The 15,485-nt window shown below is 59.7% G+C and carries 12 protein-coding genes; 7 read left to right on the forward strand and 5 right to left on the reverse strand.

The features are described 5' to 3' along the window. Window positions 1–5: 5 nt before the first annotated feature. From ABD013_RS02035 to ABD013_RS02045, 3 genes are all read right to left on the reverse strand, one after another. On the reverse strand, window positions 6–710 hold the full coding sequence (locus ABD013_RS02035; RefSeq protein ID WP_343801507.1) for a glutamine amidotransferase: 705 nt from the start codon (window positions 708–710) through the stop codon (window positions 6–8). A gap of 204 nt (window positions 711–914) precedes the next feature. Beyond that, window positions 915–4,133, reverse strand: coding sequence for an efflux RND transporter permease subunit (locus ABD013_RS02040; protein ID WP_343801510.1), 3,219 nt, complete (start codon window positions 4,131–4,133; stop codon window positions 915–917). Beyond that, window positions 4,130–5,176, reverse strand: a complete 1,047-nt coding sequence (locus tag ABD013_RS02045) for an efflux RND transporter periplasmic adaptor subunit (RefSeq protein ID WP_343801513.1) — start codon at window positions 5,174–5,176, stop codon at window positions 4,130–4,132. The genes ABD013_RS02040 and ABD013_RS02045 overlap by 4 nt, the downstream gene beginning before the upstream one ends. A 285-nt stretch (window positions 5,177–5,461) precedes the next feature. On the opposite strand from ABD013_RS02045, the gene alaC reads away from it, so the two are divergent. The 6 genes from alaC to ABD013_RS02075 all read left to right on the forward strand — a co-directional run bounded on the left by alaC (window position 5,462) and on the right by ABD013_RS02075 (window position 12,668). After that, the gene (gene alaC, locus ABD013_RS02050; protein ID WP_343801516.1) at window positions 5,462–6,703 is read left to right on the forward strand and encodes an alanine transaminase; all 1,242 of its coding nucleotides are present in this window, start codon (window positions 5,462–5,464) and stop codon (window positions 6,701–6,703) included. A 97-nt stretch (window positions 6,704–6,800) separates the two neighbouring features. After that, complete coding sequence (locus ABD013_RS02055) at window positions 6,801–8,207, forward strand: hypothetical protein (protein WP_343801519.1); 1,407 nt, start codon at window positions 6,801–6,803, stop codon at window positions 8,205–8,207. A 29-nt stretch (window positions 8,208–8,236) separates the two neighbouring features. After that, complete coding sequence (locus ABD013_RS02060; RefSeq protein WP_343801522.1) at window positions 8,237–8,842, forward strand: GDSL-type esterase/lipase family protein; 606 nt, start codon at window positions 8,237–8,239, stop codon at window positions 8,840–8,842. Further along, entirely contained in the window at window positions 8,842–9,420 is a 579-nt protein-coding gene (locus tag ABD013_RS02065) for a uracil-DNA glycosylase family protein (RefSeq protein ID WP_343801525.1), read from the forward strand. The genes ABD013_RS02060 and ABD013_RS02065 overlap by 1 nt, the downstream gene beginning before the upstream one ends. A gap of 102 nt (window positions 9,421–9,522) precedes the next feature. Further along, complete coding sequence (gene rapA / locus ABD013_RS02070) at window positions 9,523–12,384, forward strand: RNA polymerase-associated protein RapA (protein WP_343801528.1); 2,862 nt, start codon at window positions 9,523–9,525, stop codon at window positions 12,382–12,384. Window positions 12,385–12,470: 86 nt separating this feature from the next. After that, window positions 12,471–12,668 carry a YjfB family protein gene (locus ABD013_RS02075; protein WP_343801531.1) on the forward strand — a complete coding sequence of 66 codons (198 nt, stop codon included), beginning with the start codon at window positions 12,471–12,473 and terminating at the stop codon, window positions 12,666–12,668. Between the two features lie 210 nt (window positions 12,669–12,878). Here the strand turns inward: ABD013_RS02075 and ABD013_RS02080 are convergent, their stop codons facing one another. Both ABD013_RS02080 and hmpA read right to left on the reverse strand, forming a co-directional pair. Beyond that, on the reverse strand, window positions 12,879–13,067 hold the full coding sequence (locus ABD013_RS02080; RefSeq protein ID WP_343801534.1) for a hypothetical protein: 189 nt from the start codon (window positions 13,065–13,067) through the stop codon (window positions 12,879–12,881). Window positions 13,068–13,198: 131 nt separating this feature from the next. Then, window positions 13,199–14,383 (reverse strand): NO-inducible flavohemoprotein, encoded by a 1,185-nt coding sequence (hmpA, locus tag ABD013_RS02085; RefSeq protein WP_343801537.1) that lies wholly within the window; start codon window positions 14,381–14,383, stop codon window positions 13,199–13,201. A gap of 160 nt (window positions 14,384–14,543) precedes the next feature. Here hmpA and ABD013_RS02090 point away from each other — a divergent pair, with 160 nt between their 5' ends. Beyond that, entirely contained in the window at window positions 14,544–15,422 is an 879-nt protein-coding gene (locus ABD013_RS02090; protein ID WP_343801540.1) for an EamA family transporter, read from the forward strand. Window positions 15,423–15,485: the final 63 nt, after the last annotated feature.

The following is a 15,485-nucleotide window of genomic DNA, read 5'->3' on the forward strand; positions in this document are numbered from 1 at the left end:
GGATATCAGGCTGGATTATCCAGATCCTTCAGCCACTGGTGGAACACCTGCTGGCCGACCCGTGCAACCTCTGCGCCGAACCGGTCTTGCTGGTTGCGAATGATTGCGGGGGAGAGGCCGTTTTGTGACAGCTCACAACAGTGGCCGATCAGCCATTGCTCCAGCCGTGAAGGATCCGCTTCGAGGTGAAACTGCAGACCCAGTGCGTGGCTACCGACTGCAAAGGCCTGACAGTTGCACAGCTCGGTATGCGCCAGGCTGAGTGCGCCTTCAGGCTGGCTGAATTGCTCGCCATGCCAGTGCAGCACGGTGGCGGTCTCAGTCAGGGCAGCCAGCGGGCTGTTCTGGCCTGCGTCGGTCAAGGACAGAGAGCCATAGCCGATCTCCTTGCCGGCCATGGCCGTCACTTCTGCACCCAGCGCCAGTGCCATCAGTTGGGCTCCCAGGCAGATGCCAAGGGTGGGGCGCTTTTGCTCAAGCCGCTGGCGCAGCAGAGCCAGTTCATCGACCAGAAAGGGGTAAAGCGCCTGATCATTGGCGCTGATCGGGCCGCCCAGAATGATGAGCAGGTCGGCTTGATTCAGCTCAGGTGTGATCGGATCGACGCCGGCATCCAGATAGCGAATTGCATAGCCCTGATCCTGCAGCAGAGGCTGCAAGAGTCCCAGATCTTCAAACGCCAGGTGGCGAATGGCAATAGCCTGTTTCATCCTCGTATTCCCTGAAAGCAGCAAGCTCTCATCTTAGCGGCTGAGGGCCTGTGGTCAATCAGCGCTGTGGCAGAGCCTTCAGCAAAAACTGAAGAGCCATCAGCTCAAACTAAAGAGCCATCAGCGCAAACTAAAGAGCCATCAGCGCTATCTTCAAAGTCATCAGCTTCGGTTAGAAAGCCATCCGCACAAACTCATTAGTACCTACAGCCAGCGGCACCGTGCCAGGGTGTAGTACAGCAGCGGTACCACGATGATGGTCAGCAGGGTCGACATCGCCAGGCCGAACACCAGCGAGATAGCCAGCCCGTTGAAAATCGGATCGTTAAGGATGAAGTAGGCACCCACCATGGCCGAAATGGCGGTCAGTGCAATTGGCTTGATCCTGACCGCACCGGCCAGCACGACGGCATCTTCCAGTGCAGTGCCTTCGTCCAGCAGTTGACGGATAAATACCACCAGCAGGATGGAGTTGCGCACAATGATCCCCGCCAGCGCAATCATGCCGATCATGCTGGTGGCAGTGAACTCCCGTCCCAGCATAGCGTGGCCCGGCAGGATGCCGATCAGGGTCAGCGGAATGGGGGCCATGATCATCAGTGGCAGCACGTAGGAGCGGAACTGCGCGACCAGCAGCAGGAAAATCATGAACACGCCGACGCTGTAGGCCATGCCCATATCGCGAAAGGTGTCATAGGTTATCTGCCATTCGCCATCCCACTTCAGCGTGCCCAGTTCCGGCAGTGGCGGCTGCTGAATGAAGAACTGCTCCGGGGCACCTGCCAGCTGGTCCAGCCGGTTGACCATGGCGAACATGCCGTACAGCGGTGAGTCGATGGCGCCGGCCATATCGGCGGTGACATAGGTCACCGGCAGCAGATCCTTGTGGTAGCGCGCGCCGGGCCAGTCGCTCGGTTCGATCCGGGCGATGCTGGCCAGCGGGATCAGCTGCCCCTCGCGGTTGCGAACCTGCAACGACAGCAGGGCTGAGGCCTGTGCCTTGTCTCCTTCAGAAAGGATTATCCGAATCGGTACCGGGTACTTGGCGTGTTCGTCATGCAGGTAACTCTGGGTACGGCCTCCCAGTGCGGTCTGCAGTGCCTGTACCACCTGCCCCTGGGCGACGCCGTAACGGGCGGCACGCGCGCGGTCGACGACAACTTGCCACTGCTCGACAGGCGCTTCCAGCGTGGTGTCGATATCGACCAGTCCTTCGACCTGCTGCATCTGCGCCGCGACCTGCTGGGCCAGGGCCGTGCGGCGTGGTTCGTCAGCGGCGTAGATCTCGGCTACCAGCGGCGACAGTACCGGTGGCCCCGGCGGGATCTCGACGATCTTCACCGAGGCGTCAAAGGGTTCGGAGATCACCTGCAGCGGGGCGCGCAGCGAGGAGGCAATGTCGTGGGATTGCTGTTCGCGGTTGATGTCGGCGACCAGGTTGATCTGCAGATCGCCGTGCCAGGGATCGCCGCGCAGGTAGTACTGGCGCACCAGACCGTTGAAGTTGATCGGCGAGGCGGTGCCGGCGTAGCTTTGCCAGTTGGCCACTTCGGGCACGGTTTCCAGGTAGGCCCCCAGCGCCAGCAGCAGGCGCTGGGTCTCTTCCATCGGTGTCGATTCCGGCATGTCGACCACGACTTGCAGTTCGGACTTGTTATCGAACGGCAGCATCTTGAGGATCACATACTGGTACACAGGCAGGACCATCGACAGCAGCATCAGGCCGATGACACCCAGACTGAGCAAGCGGCGTCGCCAGCCGTGGTTACCGAGGAAGGGCGTCAGTACGAAACGGAAAATCCTGAGCGACAGCGGGCTGACGCCATCGGCGGAACTGCCGGTTTCCTGTACATCCTTTGTGCGCGAGGTTAAAAGCCGCATGGCCAGCCAGGGGGCGACCACGAAGGCCACGATCTGCGACAGCACCATGCCGGCGGAGGCGTTGATCGGGATGGGACTCATGTAGGGCCCCATCAGGCCGGTGACGAAGGCCATCGGCAGCAGGGCCGCCATGATGGTCAGGCTGGCCATGATGGTGGGTGTGCCCACCTCGTCTACGGCCACCGGAATGATGTCGCGGATGCGGTGGGTGGAGTTCTGGATGCGGCGGTTGATGTTCTCGGTAATGACGATGCCGTCATCGACCAGAATGCCGATGGAGAAGATCAGCGCAAACAGTGACACCCGGTTCAGGGTAAAGCCCCAGGCCCAGGAAAATACCAGCGTCAGCAACAGGGTCACGAGCACGGCGATGCCGACGATGGTCGCCTGACGCCAGCCCATGGCGGCCAGTACCAGCAGCACCACGCAGACGGTGGCCGAGATCAGGTCAGAGATCAGATTTTTCGCCTTGGCCGAGGCCGTCTCGCCGTAGTTGCGCGTGATCACCAGCTCCACCCCTTGCGGCAGAGCGCGGTTGCGCAACAGCTCCAGCCGTTCCTCGATGGCGGTGGTGATATTGATGGCGTTCTGGCCCGGCTGCTTAGCAATGGCCAGCGTGACCGCCGGGTAGATCTGGCCCACCTCTCCTGAGCGATGAACGGCCTTGCCGGGGCCGAAGCCGAGCATGACGCTCCGGTCCGGTACCGTTTCGCCACGGCTGATCTCGGCGATATCACGCATGAAGACGGCGGCCCCCTGATGCATACCCACGACCAGGTTGCGCACGTCATCGATCTGCTCCAGCAGCTGGCCGGCCTGCACCGGTATGGACAGGCCGTCACGGGTGGTTCTCAGGCCCTGGGAACTGCTGTTGGCGGCCTGCAGGGCCATGCCGATATCGTCCAGTGTCAGACTGTAGCCGGCCAGCAGCGCCGGGTCGAAGTGGATATCGACACGGTCCGGCACGCCGCCAACGGTGTAGATGTCACGGGTGCCGGGAATGCGCTTGAGCGCCACTTCCAGCATGTGGGCCATGTGGGTCAACTCGGTGCCAGCGTAGCGCTGCTGAGGGTCGTACAGAGTCAGCGACATGATCGGCACGTCATCGATACTGCGCGGCTTGATCAACGGCTGGGTCGCACCCAAGTCGGCGGGCAACCAGTCCTGGTTGGAGTAGACCTGGTTATACAGGCGTACCAGTGCCTCCTGGCGGGTCACGCCGACCTTGAACTGGACCGTGATCACCGCCATCCCCTGACGGGACACGGAATAAACGTGTTTAACCCCTTCGATCTCGCTCATCACCTGTTCTGCGGGGGTGGCGATGACGCTCTCCACCTCAGTGACGCTGGCGCCGGGCAGTGCCACGATGATATCGGCCAGGGTCACGTCGATCTGCGGCTCCTCCTCCTTGGGCGTGAACACCAGTACCAGAACGCCGAGCAGGATGGCGATCAGGGTCAGCAGCGGGGTGAGTTTGGAATCCTGAAATACGCGGGCAATCGCGCCGGACGGGCCGACCGGTGGCAAGGGCTGGCTCACTGGGCGGTCTCCTCGGTCGGAGTCAGGGCTGCGGCACCGCTGAGGGTGAGCGGCCGGGCAACGATGCGCTCACCCGCCTGCAGGCCTGCGAGTACTTCAACCTGTTCACCGTTGCGGATACCGGTGCGGATCTGGCGCAGGCGGGGCTGGCCCTGACCATCCAGTACGAAGACGGCCCGCAGCTCACTGCGGTGGAGGATGGCGTCAGCGGGAATCCACAGTGCCTCGCGCGTTTCCACCGGGACGCTGACCTTGACCAGCATGCCCGGGTAGAGCTTGCCGTCTGGTTCGGTCAGCGGCATGCGCAGGCGGAAGGTATGGGTGGCCGGGTCGGCATAGGGGTAAAAAGTCATCTCGCCGGTTTCCAGTTCGCTGCCATCGGGCAGGGTCACCCGCGCACGGCGCTGCTCACGGGCCAGCCCGGCATACTGTTGCGGCAGATCCACCACCACACGCAGGTGTTCCAGTGACAGACCGGTCAGCAGCGGCTGGCCGGGATTGACACTCTCGCCCAGCTCCACATGGCGTTCGATCAAAATGCCGCCATAGGGCGCGGTGATACGGGTGTAATCGAGCTGCTTCTGTGCCTCGGCCAGCCCCGCTTCGGCACGGGCCAGGCGCGCCTGAGCGGCATTGAGCTGGTTGCGAGCCTGGTCCAGCGCCTGGTTGGCCACCAGTTTGCGCTCATGCAGCGACTGGGTGCGGCTGAACTGCTGACGCGCATCCGTCAGGCCTGCCCGGGCTTCTGCTAGGCCTGCCTGTGCCTGACTGAAGCGCGCCTGTTGCTCGCTGTCATCCAGTTGCACGATCAGTGCGCCGGCCGGGACGGAGTCGTCCACGTCGAAAGGCAGGGCGGTGACACGGCCGCTGGTTTGCGCCGACACGGTGCTCTTTTGCACCGCTTCGATGATGCCGTCCAGCAGCAGGTGTTCTTCCAGTGCTTGTCGCTGCACGACAAGGCTTGAGGCGTTGGATGTTTCGGCTGCCATCAGGGGCGATACCAGCAGGGAGAGTAGCAGGGGCAGGGTACGCAGCAGGGTCATGGGTGCCGCTCCTTGGGACGAGTGCGTGTTATGAATATTAGGTGATATTCATGTAATATCCCGGCCTGGTCAACCGGGACCGCACAGTATTGAGTTGCCATGGTGTCTGATCAGTATAGCTACAGCCCGTTCAAGGGCGGTTTCGTGAAACAGAGATTGGTACAAAAAGACGCCTGCTGATACTGGCGCGATCCGCGGTTTGCAGTTAGGCTCGATACACGGCCATGAGGACATGGCCGGCGTCGCTCGGACGGTTCCGGGCGCTGACGTTTTATCGAGGTTTACATGACAGACAAATCCGGTGTGCGACCCGTACGCCACTTCTCCCGTATTGATCGTCTTCCGCCTTACGTATTCAACATCACCGCAGAGCTGAAGATGGCCGCCCGCCGTCGTGGCGAAGACATCATCGACTTCAGCATGGGTAATCCGGACGGCGCCACGCCGCCGCATATCGTTGAAAAACTGTGCACCGTGGCCCAGCGTGACGATACCCACGGTTACTCAACATCGCGCGGCATTCCACGTCTGCGTCGAGCCATTTCGCGCTGGTATGAAGATCGCTACCAGGTGGAGATCGATCCGGAAGATGAAGCGATCGTGACCATCGGCTCCAAGGAAGGCCTGGCACACTTGATGCTGGCCACCCTGGATCACGGTGATACGGTGCTGGTACCCAACCCGAGCTATCCGATCCATATCTACGGGGCGGTGATTGCCGGTGCCCAGGTACGTTCGGTGCCGCTGGTGCCCGGCGTCGATTTCTTCGTCGAGCTGGAGCGGGCGATTCGCGAGTCGATCCCCAAGCCGAAGATGATGATTCTCGGCTTCCCGTCCAACCCCACGGCGCAGTGCGTCGAGCTGGACTTCTTCGAGCGCGTGGTCGCGCTGGCCAAGGAGCATGACATCATTGTCGTTCATGACCTGGCTTATGCCGATATCGTCTATGACGGCTGGACCGCTCCCTCGATCATGCAAGTGCCGGGCGCCAAGGACGTGGCGGTGGAGTTCTTCACCTTGTCCAAGAGCTACAACATGGCGGGCTGGCGTATCGGTTTCATGGTCGGCAACAAGGAGCTGGTGCATGCCCTGGCGCGGATCAAGAGCTACCACGACTACGGCACCTTTACGCCGCTGCAGGTTGCGGCAATTGCAGCGCTGGAAGGGGATCAGCAGTGTGTGCGCGACATCGCCGAACAGTACCGCCAGCGCCGCAATGTACTGGTGAAAGGGTTGCATGAAGCCGGCTGGATGGTCGACAACCCCAAGGCATCAATGTATGTCTGGGCGAAAATTCCTGATGAATACCGTGATATGGGCTCGCTGGAGTTCTCCAAGAAGCTGTTGGCCGATGCCAAGGTGTGCGTATCGCCCGGGATAGGTTTCGGTGACTACGGTGACGATTATGTCCGCTTCGCGCTGATCGAAAACAAGGACCGCATTCGACAGGCGGTCCGGGGTATCAAGTCGATGTTCCGGCAGGACGGATTACTGACGGCAGCCAGCACTTCAGCCAACAAGGACTAAGACATTTCAAAACCGCTGCATTGCAGCGGTTTTTTTCTGCACGATTGTTTGTACTGCATGATTAAACAGGACGAGAAAAGAACAGGATAGAACTGTCATGCTGGAAGCAGACTGGCCGGTCAACCAGGACTGGCAAAAAGGACAAAGCCGACCGGAACACGTTAATCTCCGTTTTTATTCGGCGCTGGCTGCACTGCTGATCTACCTCGGGGTGGTAGTCGCGCTCATTCTGGTCAATCAGAACGAAGTCGAGTCGTCGTTGTACCGACTCTGGGCTTCGGAATTCAGCCGTTTCGACCCGCTGTTGATGTTGCCGGCGATGTTGCTGCTCGGCCTGCTGGGTTTGCCCGGTGTGGCCCGGGAGTTTGCGCGCTGGCGTCGGCAGCGCGGGCTGGTACTGACATTGGATCCGGTACCGGCTGCGCCGGATGGCGAGCTGGGCGGCAGCCTGATTATTCCGCTGCATCTGCCAGCCAATGCCCCGGTTCGGGTTACCCTCAACTGCATGCGCCGCGTCATTACCAAAGGCAAGAATGCCAGTGTACGAGATGAGCTGCTCTGGCAGGCGCCAGCGGTGACCCGGTCGCTGAGGTCGATCAAGGGTACCCGGGTCGAGTTTTGCGTCCGGCTGTCGCCTGAGCAGCCGGCGACCAGCTTTACGGAAGGCAAGCGCAAGGTCTGGTGGGCGATCCGCGTGGAAGAGGCCGAGAGTGGGTTTGATGCGGTTTTTCCCGTGCCAGTCAGCCAGAATGCCCGTCAGCAACGCTCCAATTACCACTTCAGTGAGCAGGAAAGGCAACAAGCACAGGAGGCCGCCAGTGAGCCGGTGCGCTCCTGGGAGCAGGTGCCGGAGTCGGCCGAGGGGATCAGTATCGACTTTCCAGCCGGTCGCAGTGGTAAGGCAGCCTGGATTCTGATGTTGGTGGGGCTAGTGTTTACCGGCGTCGCCGTTTTTATGGGCTATAACGTAGTGGATGAACTGAGCTCCGAGCGCATCAGCTACTTTGCGCTGATGGTGCAGGGGATGATTCTGCTGGGTTTTGGCCTGTTCAGTCCCGGCCTGCTGCTGGTCGGGATCTATATGCGCTGCAACCGGCTGCGGTTGCTGGCGAACGCTCGAGAGCTGGTGACAACACGACGGTTCATGGGGTTGTCGAAACAGCGTTCAATTTCCGTTGAACAGATAGCCGGAATGGCTGAGCGTATTGTGGGTCGCGTGGGGCAGGGTGTCGATTCCGAGCTGGAATATGCCATCGATGCTTATCTCAAGGATGGCATGCGGGTACGGCTGGGGGATGGGATTCAGGGTCAGACGGAGGCTGAACAGCTGCTGGAACAGCTGAGCCAGGTGACCGGTATCACCCACCGCCCCAACCCGGATGAATACCGGCTGCAGCGGCGCACTCCGCCAGGGTGGGTTCGGTGGTTACCACTCGTATTCAGGTTGATCGGGACACTCGTGTTCGGCCTGACCATTGCGGCCTTCGTGCTCGATTTCATGTAACCCTCATGTACTGAAGGGATAGAGGCGATATGCAACGACTTGTCGGGGCGGTTTTATTGATTGCGGCGTTGCTGCTCCAGGGGTGCGGCGACAGTCGACTGGAACCGCTGAGCGAAAATGCGGTGATCCTGGCGTTTGGTGACAGCCTGACAGTGGGAGTGGGCACTTCGGCAGAGCAGAGCTATCCTGCGGTTCTGGGCCAGCTGAGCGGTCGTCGGGTAGTCTCGTCCGGCGTGTCGGGCGAGATTTCGGCTCAGGGGCTCAAGCGGTTGTCTGCGGAGTTGGCCCGGGTGCAGCCAAACCTGCTGATTCTGCTTCACGGGGGCAACGATATCCTGCGTAACCGCTCGACCACGGAGCTGGAAGGCAATCTCGAGGCCATGATCTCCCTGGCGCAGCAGCAGAATATCCCCGTGGTGCTGTTGGGAGTGCCTGAAAAACGGCTGTTTTCCGATGCAGCGCCACTCTATGCCGCACTGGCGGAACGGCACAATCTGGTCTTTATTGAAGATCTGCTGGCTGGCCTGTTGCGCCAGCCGGCAATGAAATCTGATGCGGTGCATCTCAATGCCCGGGGGTATCGTGTTCTGGCCGAAGGCATCCACCAGGTATTGCAGGAGGAAGGTGCGCTCTGATGTTGTTGCCCGAGTTATTGCAGGAGGTCAGGGCTTGTCGTATCTGTGCCAGGGTATTGCCATTGGAGCCAAGGCCGGTGATCCAGGCGGACAGTCGGGCACGAATACTGATCGTTGGGCAGGCGCCAGGGCTCAAGGCGCATGAAACCGGCATTCCCTTCAACGACCCCAGTGGTGACCGGCTGCGTGAGTGGCTGGGGATGAGTCGTGACGACTTCTACGACGCCGAGAAGGTGGCAATTTTGCCGATGGGGTTCTGTTATCCCGGCAGAGGAAAGTCGGGTGACAATCCGCCGCGTCCGGAATGCGCACCGGCCTGGCGGCAGCCGTTGCTGGATCACTTGCCCAATGTCGAGCTGACTTTACTGGTCGGGCGTTACGCTCAGGAGTGGTATCTGGGCAAGGGGACTAGCCTGACCGAGCGGGTGCAAAACTGGCGAGATCTGTGGCCGCAACAGGTGCCTTTGCCGCACCCAAGTCCACGTAATAACCTCTGGCTACGGCGCAACCCCTGGTTCGAGCAGGAGCTGCTGCCTGAACTGCGTCAGCGTATTGAACAGTTTCGCGGTCTTTATTGATACTGAATCACCAGGGCTTTATTGAGATGAATCCATGTAAGGCTTTGAGTCTTGGGGGCTTAACGCCTAAAATTGCCGCCCTGTATTGAGGGGAGTCAGATTTTGTCACAAACGCCATTCGTACCCGGACAACGTTGGATCAGTAACAGTGAAGCCGAGCTGGGGCTCGGCATCGTGGTTGAATATGCAAACCGTCGCGTCGAGATCCGCTTTCCAGCGGCCGAGGAAACGCGCACCTATGCCGCCGATAATGCACCGCTGAGTCGGGTCGCCTATGAGCCGGGCGACCGGATCTGCAACCTGATGGGTGACGAGATGGAGGTGGTTGAGCGCTTTGAGCATAACGGCTGTTTCATCTATCGGGGACAGGATGGCGAAGGCGAAGAGGTGATTCTGCCTGAGCTGGAGCTGGATAGCGCCGTCCACTTCAGCCGACCGCAGGAGCGCCTGTTTGCCGGCCAGCTGGATCGCAACGGCCTGTTCAAGCTGCGTGTGGCGACGCTGGAGCACCAGCACCGCTTGCGTGCCTCTTCTGCCTACGGTCTGCTGGGTGCGCGCGTACAGCTGTTGCCGCACCAGTTTTATATCGCCGGTGAGCTGACTGGTCGTATGGCACCGCGCGCATTGCTGGCGGACGAGGTGGGCCTCGGCAAAACCATTGAGGCCGGCCTGGTGTTGCACCAGCGCCTGATTAGCGGCCGTGCCCGTCGAGTACTGGTTGTGGTGCCGGATACGCTGATTCACCAGTGGCTGGTGGAAATGCTGCGCCGTTTCAACCTGATGTTTACCCTGCTCGATGAGGCACGTTGTGCCGAGATCGAGGCCAGTGGCCAGGATAATCCGTTCGAAAGCAGCCAGCTGGTGATCTGCCCGCTATCGCTGCTGACTCGCTCCGAAGCGCGTCAGGTGCAGGCGGAAGCGGCTGGCTGGGATATCCTGGTTGTCGATGAGGCGCACCACTTGGGCTGGAGCAAGGAAGCGCCGAGTCATGCTTATCTGTGCATCGAAGCGCTGGCGCAGAAAACCCCCGGCGTATTGTTGCTGACCGCGACCCCTGAGCAGCTGGGGCCGGAAGGTCACTTTGCCCGTCTGCGTCTGCTCGACCCGGCCCGCTACCCGGATCTGCAGCAGTTCCTCGATGAGGAGCATGCCTATTTCCAGCTCAACAGCTTGATTGAGCCCCTGCTGAGTGAGCAGGGCGTGGAAGTACTGGCGGGCGATGTGAATCTGCAGGCCGCCCTGGCGGAGCGTCTGGGGAACGAGGCTATTGCCCGCTGGCTGAAACAGGATGCCGATGCCCAGCCGGCAGCGCTGGATGAACTGATCCGTCAGCTGATCGATCGTCAGGGCACCGGTCGTGTCCTGTTCCGCAATACCCGTGATACCGTGACCGGCTTTCCGCTGCGTCAGTTGCAGAAGCAGACACTGGATATGCCGCCGGAACTGGCACTGTTCGATGAAGAGGTGGCGCCGGAAGCCTGGCTGCACCCGGAAAAGATCATCGGTGCCGACTGGGTTGAGGCTGATACTCGCGTCGAGTGGCTGGTTGAGTGGCTGAAGCAGAACCGTAGCGAAAAGGTGCTGGTGATCTGTGCGCATGCCGATACGGCGGTGGCGCTGGAAGATCAGCTTAACCTGCGTGAAGGCATGCGTTCGGCCGTGTTCCACGAGGGCATGAGTCTGGTCAACCGTGACCGTGCGGCCGCCTACTTTGCCGAAGAAGAACTGGGTGCCCAGGTGCTGGTCTGCTCCGAGATCGGCAGTGAGGGCCGTAACTTCCAGTTCGCGCACCGTCTGGTACTGTTCGACCTGCCGCTGACGCCGGACCTGCTGGAACAGCGTATCGGGCGTCTGGACCGTATCGGTCAGCGTGAAGATATCCAGATCCATGTTCCGGTATACGAAGGCGGAACCTCCGAAGTACTGCTGCGCTGGTATGACGAAGGGCTGGATGCATTCAGCCGTGTTTGCGCCGTCGGTGATGCCCTCTATCGTCGTTTTGCACCTCAGCTGCTGCAGTGCCTGCATGCGCCGGAAGAGGGCGAGGCCCTGGAGGCCCTGATCACTGAGACGCGTCAGGCGCGCGAGAATCTGGAGCTGGATCTGTCCCGTGGTCGTGACCGCCTGCTGGAGATCAGCAGCTGTCACCCGCAACGGGCCGGCCAGTTGCTGGAAGAAGTTGCCGAGGCGGAAAGCAGCGAGCAATTGCAGGCCTTTGCGGAAAAACTCTTCGATCGCTTTGGCGTTGATATTCAGCCACACGGACCGGATGGTCTGGTGCTGCACCCAGGGGATCACATGCTGTGCCACATCCCGGGGCTGCCGGAAGAAGGGGTGACTCTGACCTTCAACCGTGAGCGTGCATTGTCTCGCGAGGATATCCAGTTCATGAGCTGGGAGCATCCGCTGCTGACCGGTACCATGGAGCTGATCAGCACCGGTGAACTGGGTAACTGCACTGTCTGCACCCTGAAACTGCCGCCGCTGCAGGCCGGCACCCTGTTGCTGGAACTGGTCTACGAACTGCGCTGTACGGCGCCGCGTTACCTGCAACTGGAACGTTACCTGCCGACTGGCAGTGTACGCATGCTGGTGGACCCTGAAGGCCGTGACCTGGCGGGCGCTCTGGGCCATGAGCCTATGAATCAGCTGCTGCAGACCGTCAGTCGGGCTACCGGGCAGAAGATGGTGCGCCTGGCACGGGAGCAGATTGTGCAGCAGCTCAAGGCGGCGGACGGCAATGTGGCCAAACGTCTGGACAAGCTGCGTCAGCAGGCGCTGGAAACGTTGCAGCAGCAGCGTACGGCTGAGTTTGAGCGTCTGGTTGCGCTGGCGAAGGTGAACCCGATGATCCGTCAGGAAGAGCTTGATGCCATGCAGGCCGACACAGAGCAGATGGTAGCTTCGCTGCAAACCATGGAGCTTAAGCTGGATGCGATCCGGGTAATTCTGGTGCGTGAGTAATTTCGGTCTTGCTGACCAGTGTCAGGGTACGGTCAGCAAAAAAGCTTAGACTGTACCCATAAGTAGACCAGTCGTTGGGAGTAACGATGGATATCGCAGGCATGAGTACCGGCATGAGCCAGTTGCAAACCCAGACTGAGCATGCGGTGAAAATCAATCGGATGGTAAAAGACCAGATGGAAGCGGTGGGCCAGCAGGCACTGCAGCTGATCGAGAGCGCGGCTCCGGTTGCTGCGGCTGATCCGTCCAGCCCCTTGGGTCATACAATCGATATTCGGGTATGACGCTTTTATCGCTTCCAGGCCTGTGTCGCAGGCAATAAAAAAGACGCCCTTGGGCGTCTTTTTTGGTATCTGTAGCCGCTTACTTGGCTTTCTTCAGCAGCTTGTTCAGCTTCTTCAGCTTGCCTTCGTGCTTGGCGATTTTCGCTTTGCGGGCTTTGATCAGTTTCTTGACTTCTTTTGTCTTCAGCTTGGCCATGGTGGCACTCCTTGTCAGTTATCAGTCATTGTCTGCCGTTCGGGCTGGTGCTCAGCCAGAAAGCGGCGGATAAAATGCCGGATTTCGCGTGCGGCACTGGTATCCAACTCATCGCAGAGGGCGACAAACTGGTCTCGCTCTTCGTCATTGATACGAATCACGAGCTGACTGTTCTTGGTTTTGCTTTTCTTCCTGCCACTCATTTCACGACTCCGGCCGGACGGGATGGCTATAGAGTAAAGCAAAAACAGCCGATTACAAATGCTAAACATGCACTGTATTTTGTATATACAAAGCATACCCTAACCCGTCGGCGGCCAGAGGTCAAACCCGATCAGATCACTTTGTGCGGTCCGAAGCACTCATAGTGCATGCGGTCTTTGCTGACACCCATCGCATCGAGCTGGGCGGCCACATGTTGCATGAACGCCAGCGGGCCGCAGAAGTAGAACTGCATCTGCGGACCGTCGATCTGGTCACGTACTTCGTTCAGGTCCATCAGGCCGGTGAAGTTGTAGCGCTCCTGCTGACGATCTTCATCACTCGGTTCACGGTACCAGACGGTGCTGCGGATATGGGCATGCTCGTTGGCCAGCTGCTGTACCTGATCACCATAGGCATGAACCCGGCCGTTTTCAGCTGCGTGTAACCAGTTCACCGGTGCATCATGATCGAGCAGGCTCTCCAGCATCGACAGCATTGGGGTCAGGCCGACTCCAGCGGAGATCAGCGTGACAGGCTGCCCATTTTGTCGCTTGAGGTGGAAGTCACCCGCCGGCGGCACCAGCTTCACCTTGTCCCCGATCTTCAGTTCATGGTGCAGGTAGTTGGATACCTTGCCGCCATCCTCGCGCTTCACTGAAATACGATAGCGATCGGCCTGGGGAGCCGAGGACAGGCTGTACTGGCGAATCTCTTGATACTCGAACCCTTCCGGCTTGAGATGGATACCCAGATACTGGCCCGGCTGATAGGCCGCCACCGGACCGCGATCAACCGGCTGGAACACGAAACTGGTGATCAGCTCGCTTTCCGCCTGCTTCTCGATCAGTTCGAATTCACGGGTACCACGCCAGCCGCCCTCGGTTTCGGCGCTCTGGTCATAGATTTCAGCCTCGCGGTTGATGAACACCTGGGCCAATACGCCGTAGGCTTCAGCCCAGGCGTCGAGAACTTCCTGACCCGGTGACAGTAGCTCGTCGATGGTTGCCAGCAGGTGGGTACCTACTATGTCGTACTGCGCCGGCGTGATTTGGAAACTGGCGTGCTTGTGCGCAATCTTTTCGACTGCCGGCAACAGTACGGCCAGGTTGTCGATGTTGGCGGCATAGGCGTGTACCGCATTGAACAGGGCCTCACGCTGGCGGCCGGAGTGCTGATGGCTGAGGTTGAAAATATCCATCAGCTCCGGGTTGTGCTGGAACATGCGCTCATAGAAATGGGCGGTCATGGCAGGGCCGGCATTGGCGATGACGGGCGCAGTGGACTTGACAATATCGATAGTCTGTTGGCTCAGCATGAGGATTCCTTTGATGTATTTTGAAAACATATAAAGAGTATCCATAATACATCTTTAAATCAATCCTCCTGGAACACACTTTTTCTGAGCCATCTGTGTTTGGCCCTGTTGCTACAAAAGCCTAGAATGCGCGCTCACTTTGCTGCCGATGGGGGAGTCGATGGCGCTCTGGATACCCTTCACGATCTTTGCCGCGTTCATGCAAGCCTGGCGAAATGCTTTTCAGAACCGTTTGAGCAAGGAAGTCAGCACCGCGGGGGTGACTCTGGCCCGATTTTTGTGGGCAAGCCCGCTGGCGGCCTGTTATCTGGCCGGGCTTTATCTGTATAAACCGGTAGCGTTGCCTGTGGTGACTGGCTCCTTCGTGGCGTTGATTCTGCTGGCGGCCGTGGCTCAGATCATAGCCACAGCATTGATGGTGGTGCTGTTTCGCCAGCGAAATTATGCCATTGGTGTTGGCCTGGCCAAGAGTGAGGCGGTGATTGCGGCGGTGCTGGGCGCGCTCTTTTTCAGTGCGCCCTTGTCCGCGCTGGCCTGGGCAGGGGTGATCATCGGTGCACTGGCGTTCTGGCTGATGACCAACCCCGGTGCCCTGCGTAAAGTGTCACTTAATACGCTGCTGGTGGGGTTGGGCAGCGGGCTGTCCTTTGCGTTGACCACGCTCTGGGTACGCGAGGCGAGCCTGACACTGGGGTTGCCCTTTCCCTACAGTGCAGCATGGGTGTTGTTGGCGGTCATCCTGGTGCAGACCCTGCTGTTGGGAGCCTGGGTGGCCTGGCGAGAACGCGGCACGCTGTTGGCTCTGTGGCAACGCCCAGGACAGATAGTGTCGATTTCGTTGTTCAGTTGCCTGGGGTCACTGGGCTGGTTCACCGCGATGAGCCTGGAAACGGTGGCACTGGTTAAAACGCTGGGGCAGATCGAAGTACTGTTCACACTGATGATCTCGGCACGCTGGTTCCGTGAGACGCTCAGCAGTCGTGATCTGGTCGGACTGGCGTTGATTGTGGTGGGTGCTGTCTGTGTAATGCTGGCCTAGCAACTGTGAGGATCGGGCCTGTAGCCTGTCGCAGTCACAATAATTAGTATGTAAGTCAATGAA

Source organism: Marinobacterium maritimum (genome assembly GCF_039523155.1).
GTDB classification, from domain to species: Bacteria; Pseudomonadota; Gammaproteobacteria; order Pseudomonadales; family Balneatricaceae; genus Marinobacterium; species Marinobacterium maritimum.

Coding starts and splice junctions, on each gene's coding strand:
- ABD013_RS02035 (WP_343801507.1), bottom strand. CDS start 710: ATGAAACAGGCTATTGCCATTCGCCACCTGGCGTTTGAAGATCTGGGA.
- ABD013_RS02045 (WP_343801513.1), bottom strand. CDS start 5,176: ATGACCCTGCTGCGTACCCTGCCCCTGCTACTCTCCCTGCTGGTATCG.
- alaC (WP_343801516.1), top strand. CDS start 5,462: ATGACAGACAAATCCGGTGTGCGACCCGTACGCCACTTCTCCCGTATT.
- ABD013_RS02055 (WP_343801519.1), top strand. CDS start 6,801: ATGCTGGAAGCAGACTGGCCGGTCAACCAGGACTGGCAAAAAGGACAA.
- ABD013_RS02060 (WP_343801522.1), top strand. CDS start 8,237: ATGCAACGACTTGTCGGGGCGGTTTTATTGATTGCGGCGTTGCTGCTC.
- ABD013_RS02065 (WP_343801525.1), top strand. CDS start 8,842: ATGTTGTTGCCCGAGTTATTGCAGGAGGTCAGGGCTTGTCGTATCTGT.
- ABD013_RS02075 (WP_343801531.1), top strand. CDS start 12,471: ATGGATATCGCAGGCATGAGTACCGGCATGAGCCAGTTGCAAACCCAG.
- ABD013_RS02080 (WP_343801534.1), bottom strand. CDS start 13,067: ATGAGTGGCAGGAAGAAAAGCAAAACCAAGAACAGTCAGCTCGTGATT.
- hmpA (WP_343801537.1), bottom strand. CDS start 14,383: ATGCTGAGCCAACAGACTATCGATATTGTCAAGTCCACTGCGCCCGTC.
- ABD013_RS02090 (WP_343801540.1), top strand. CDS start 14,544: ATGGCGCTCTGGATACCCTTCACGATCTTTGCCGCGTTCATGCAAGCC.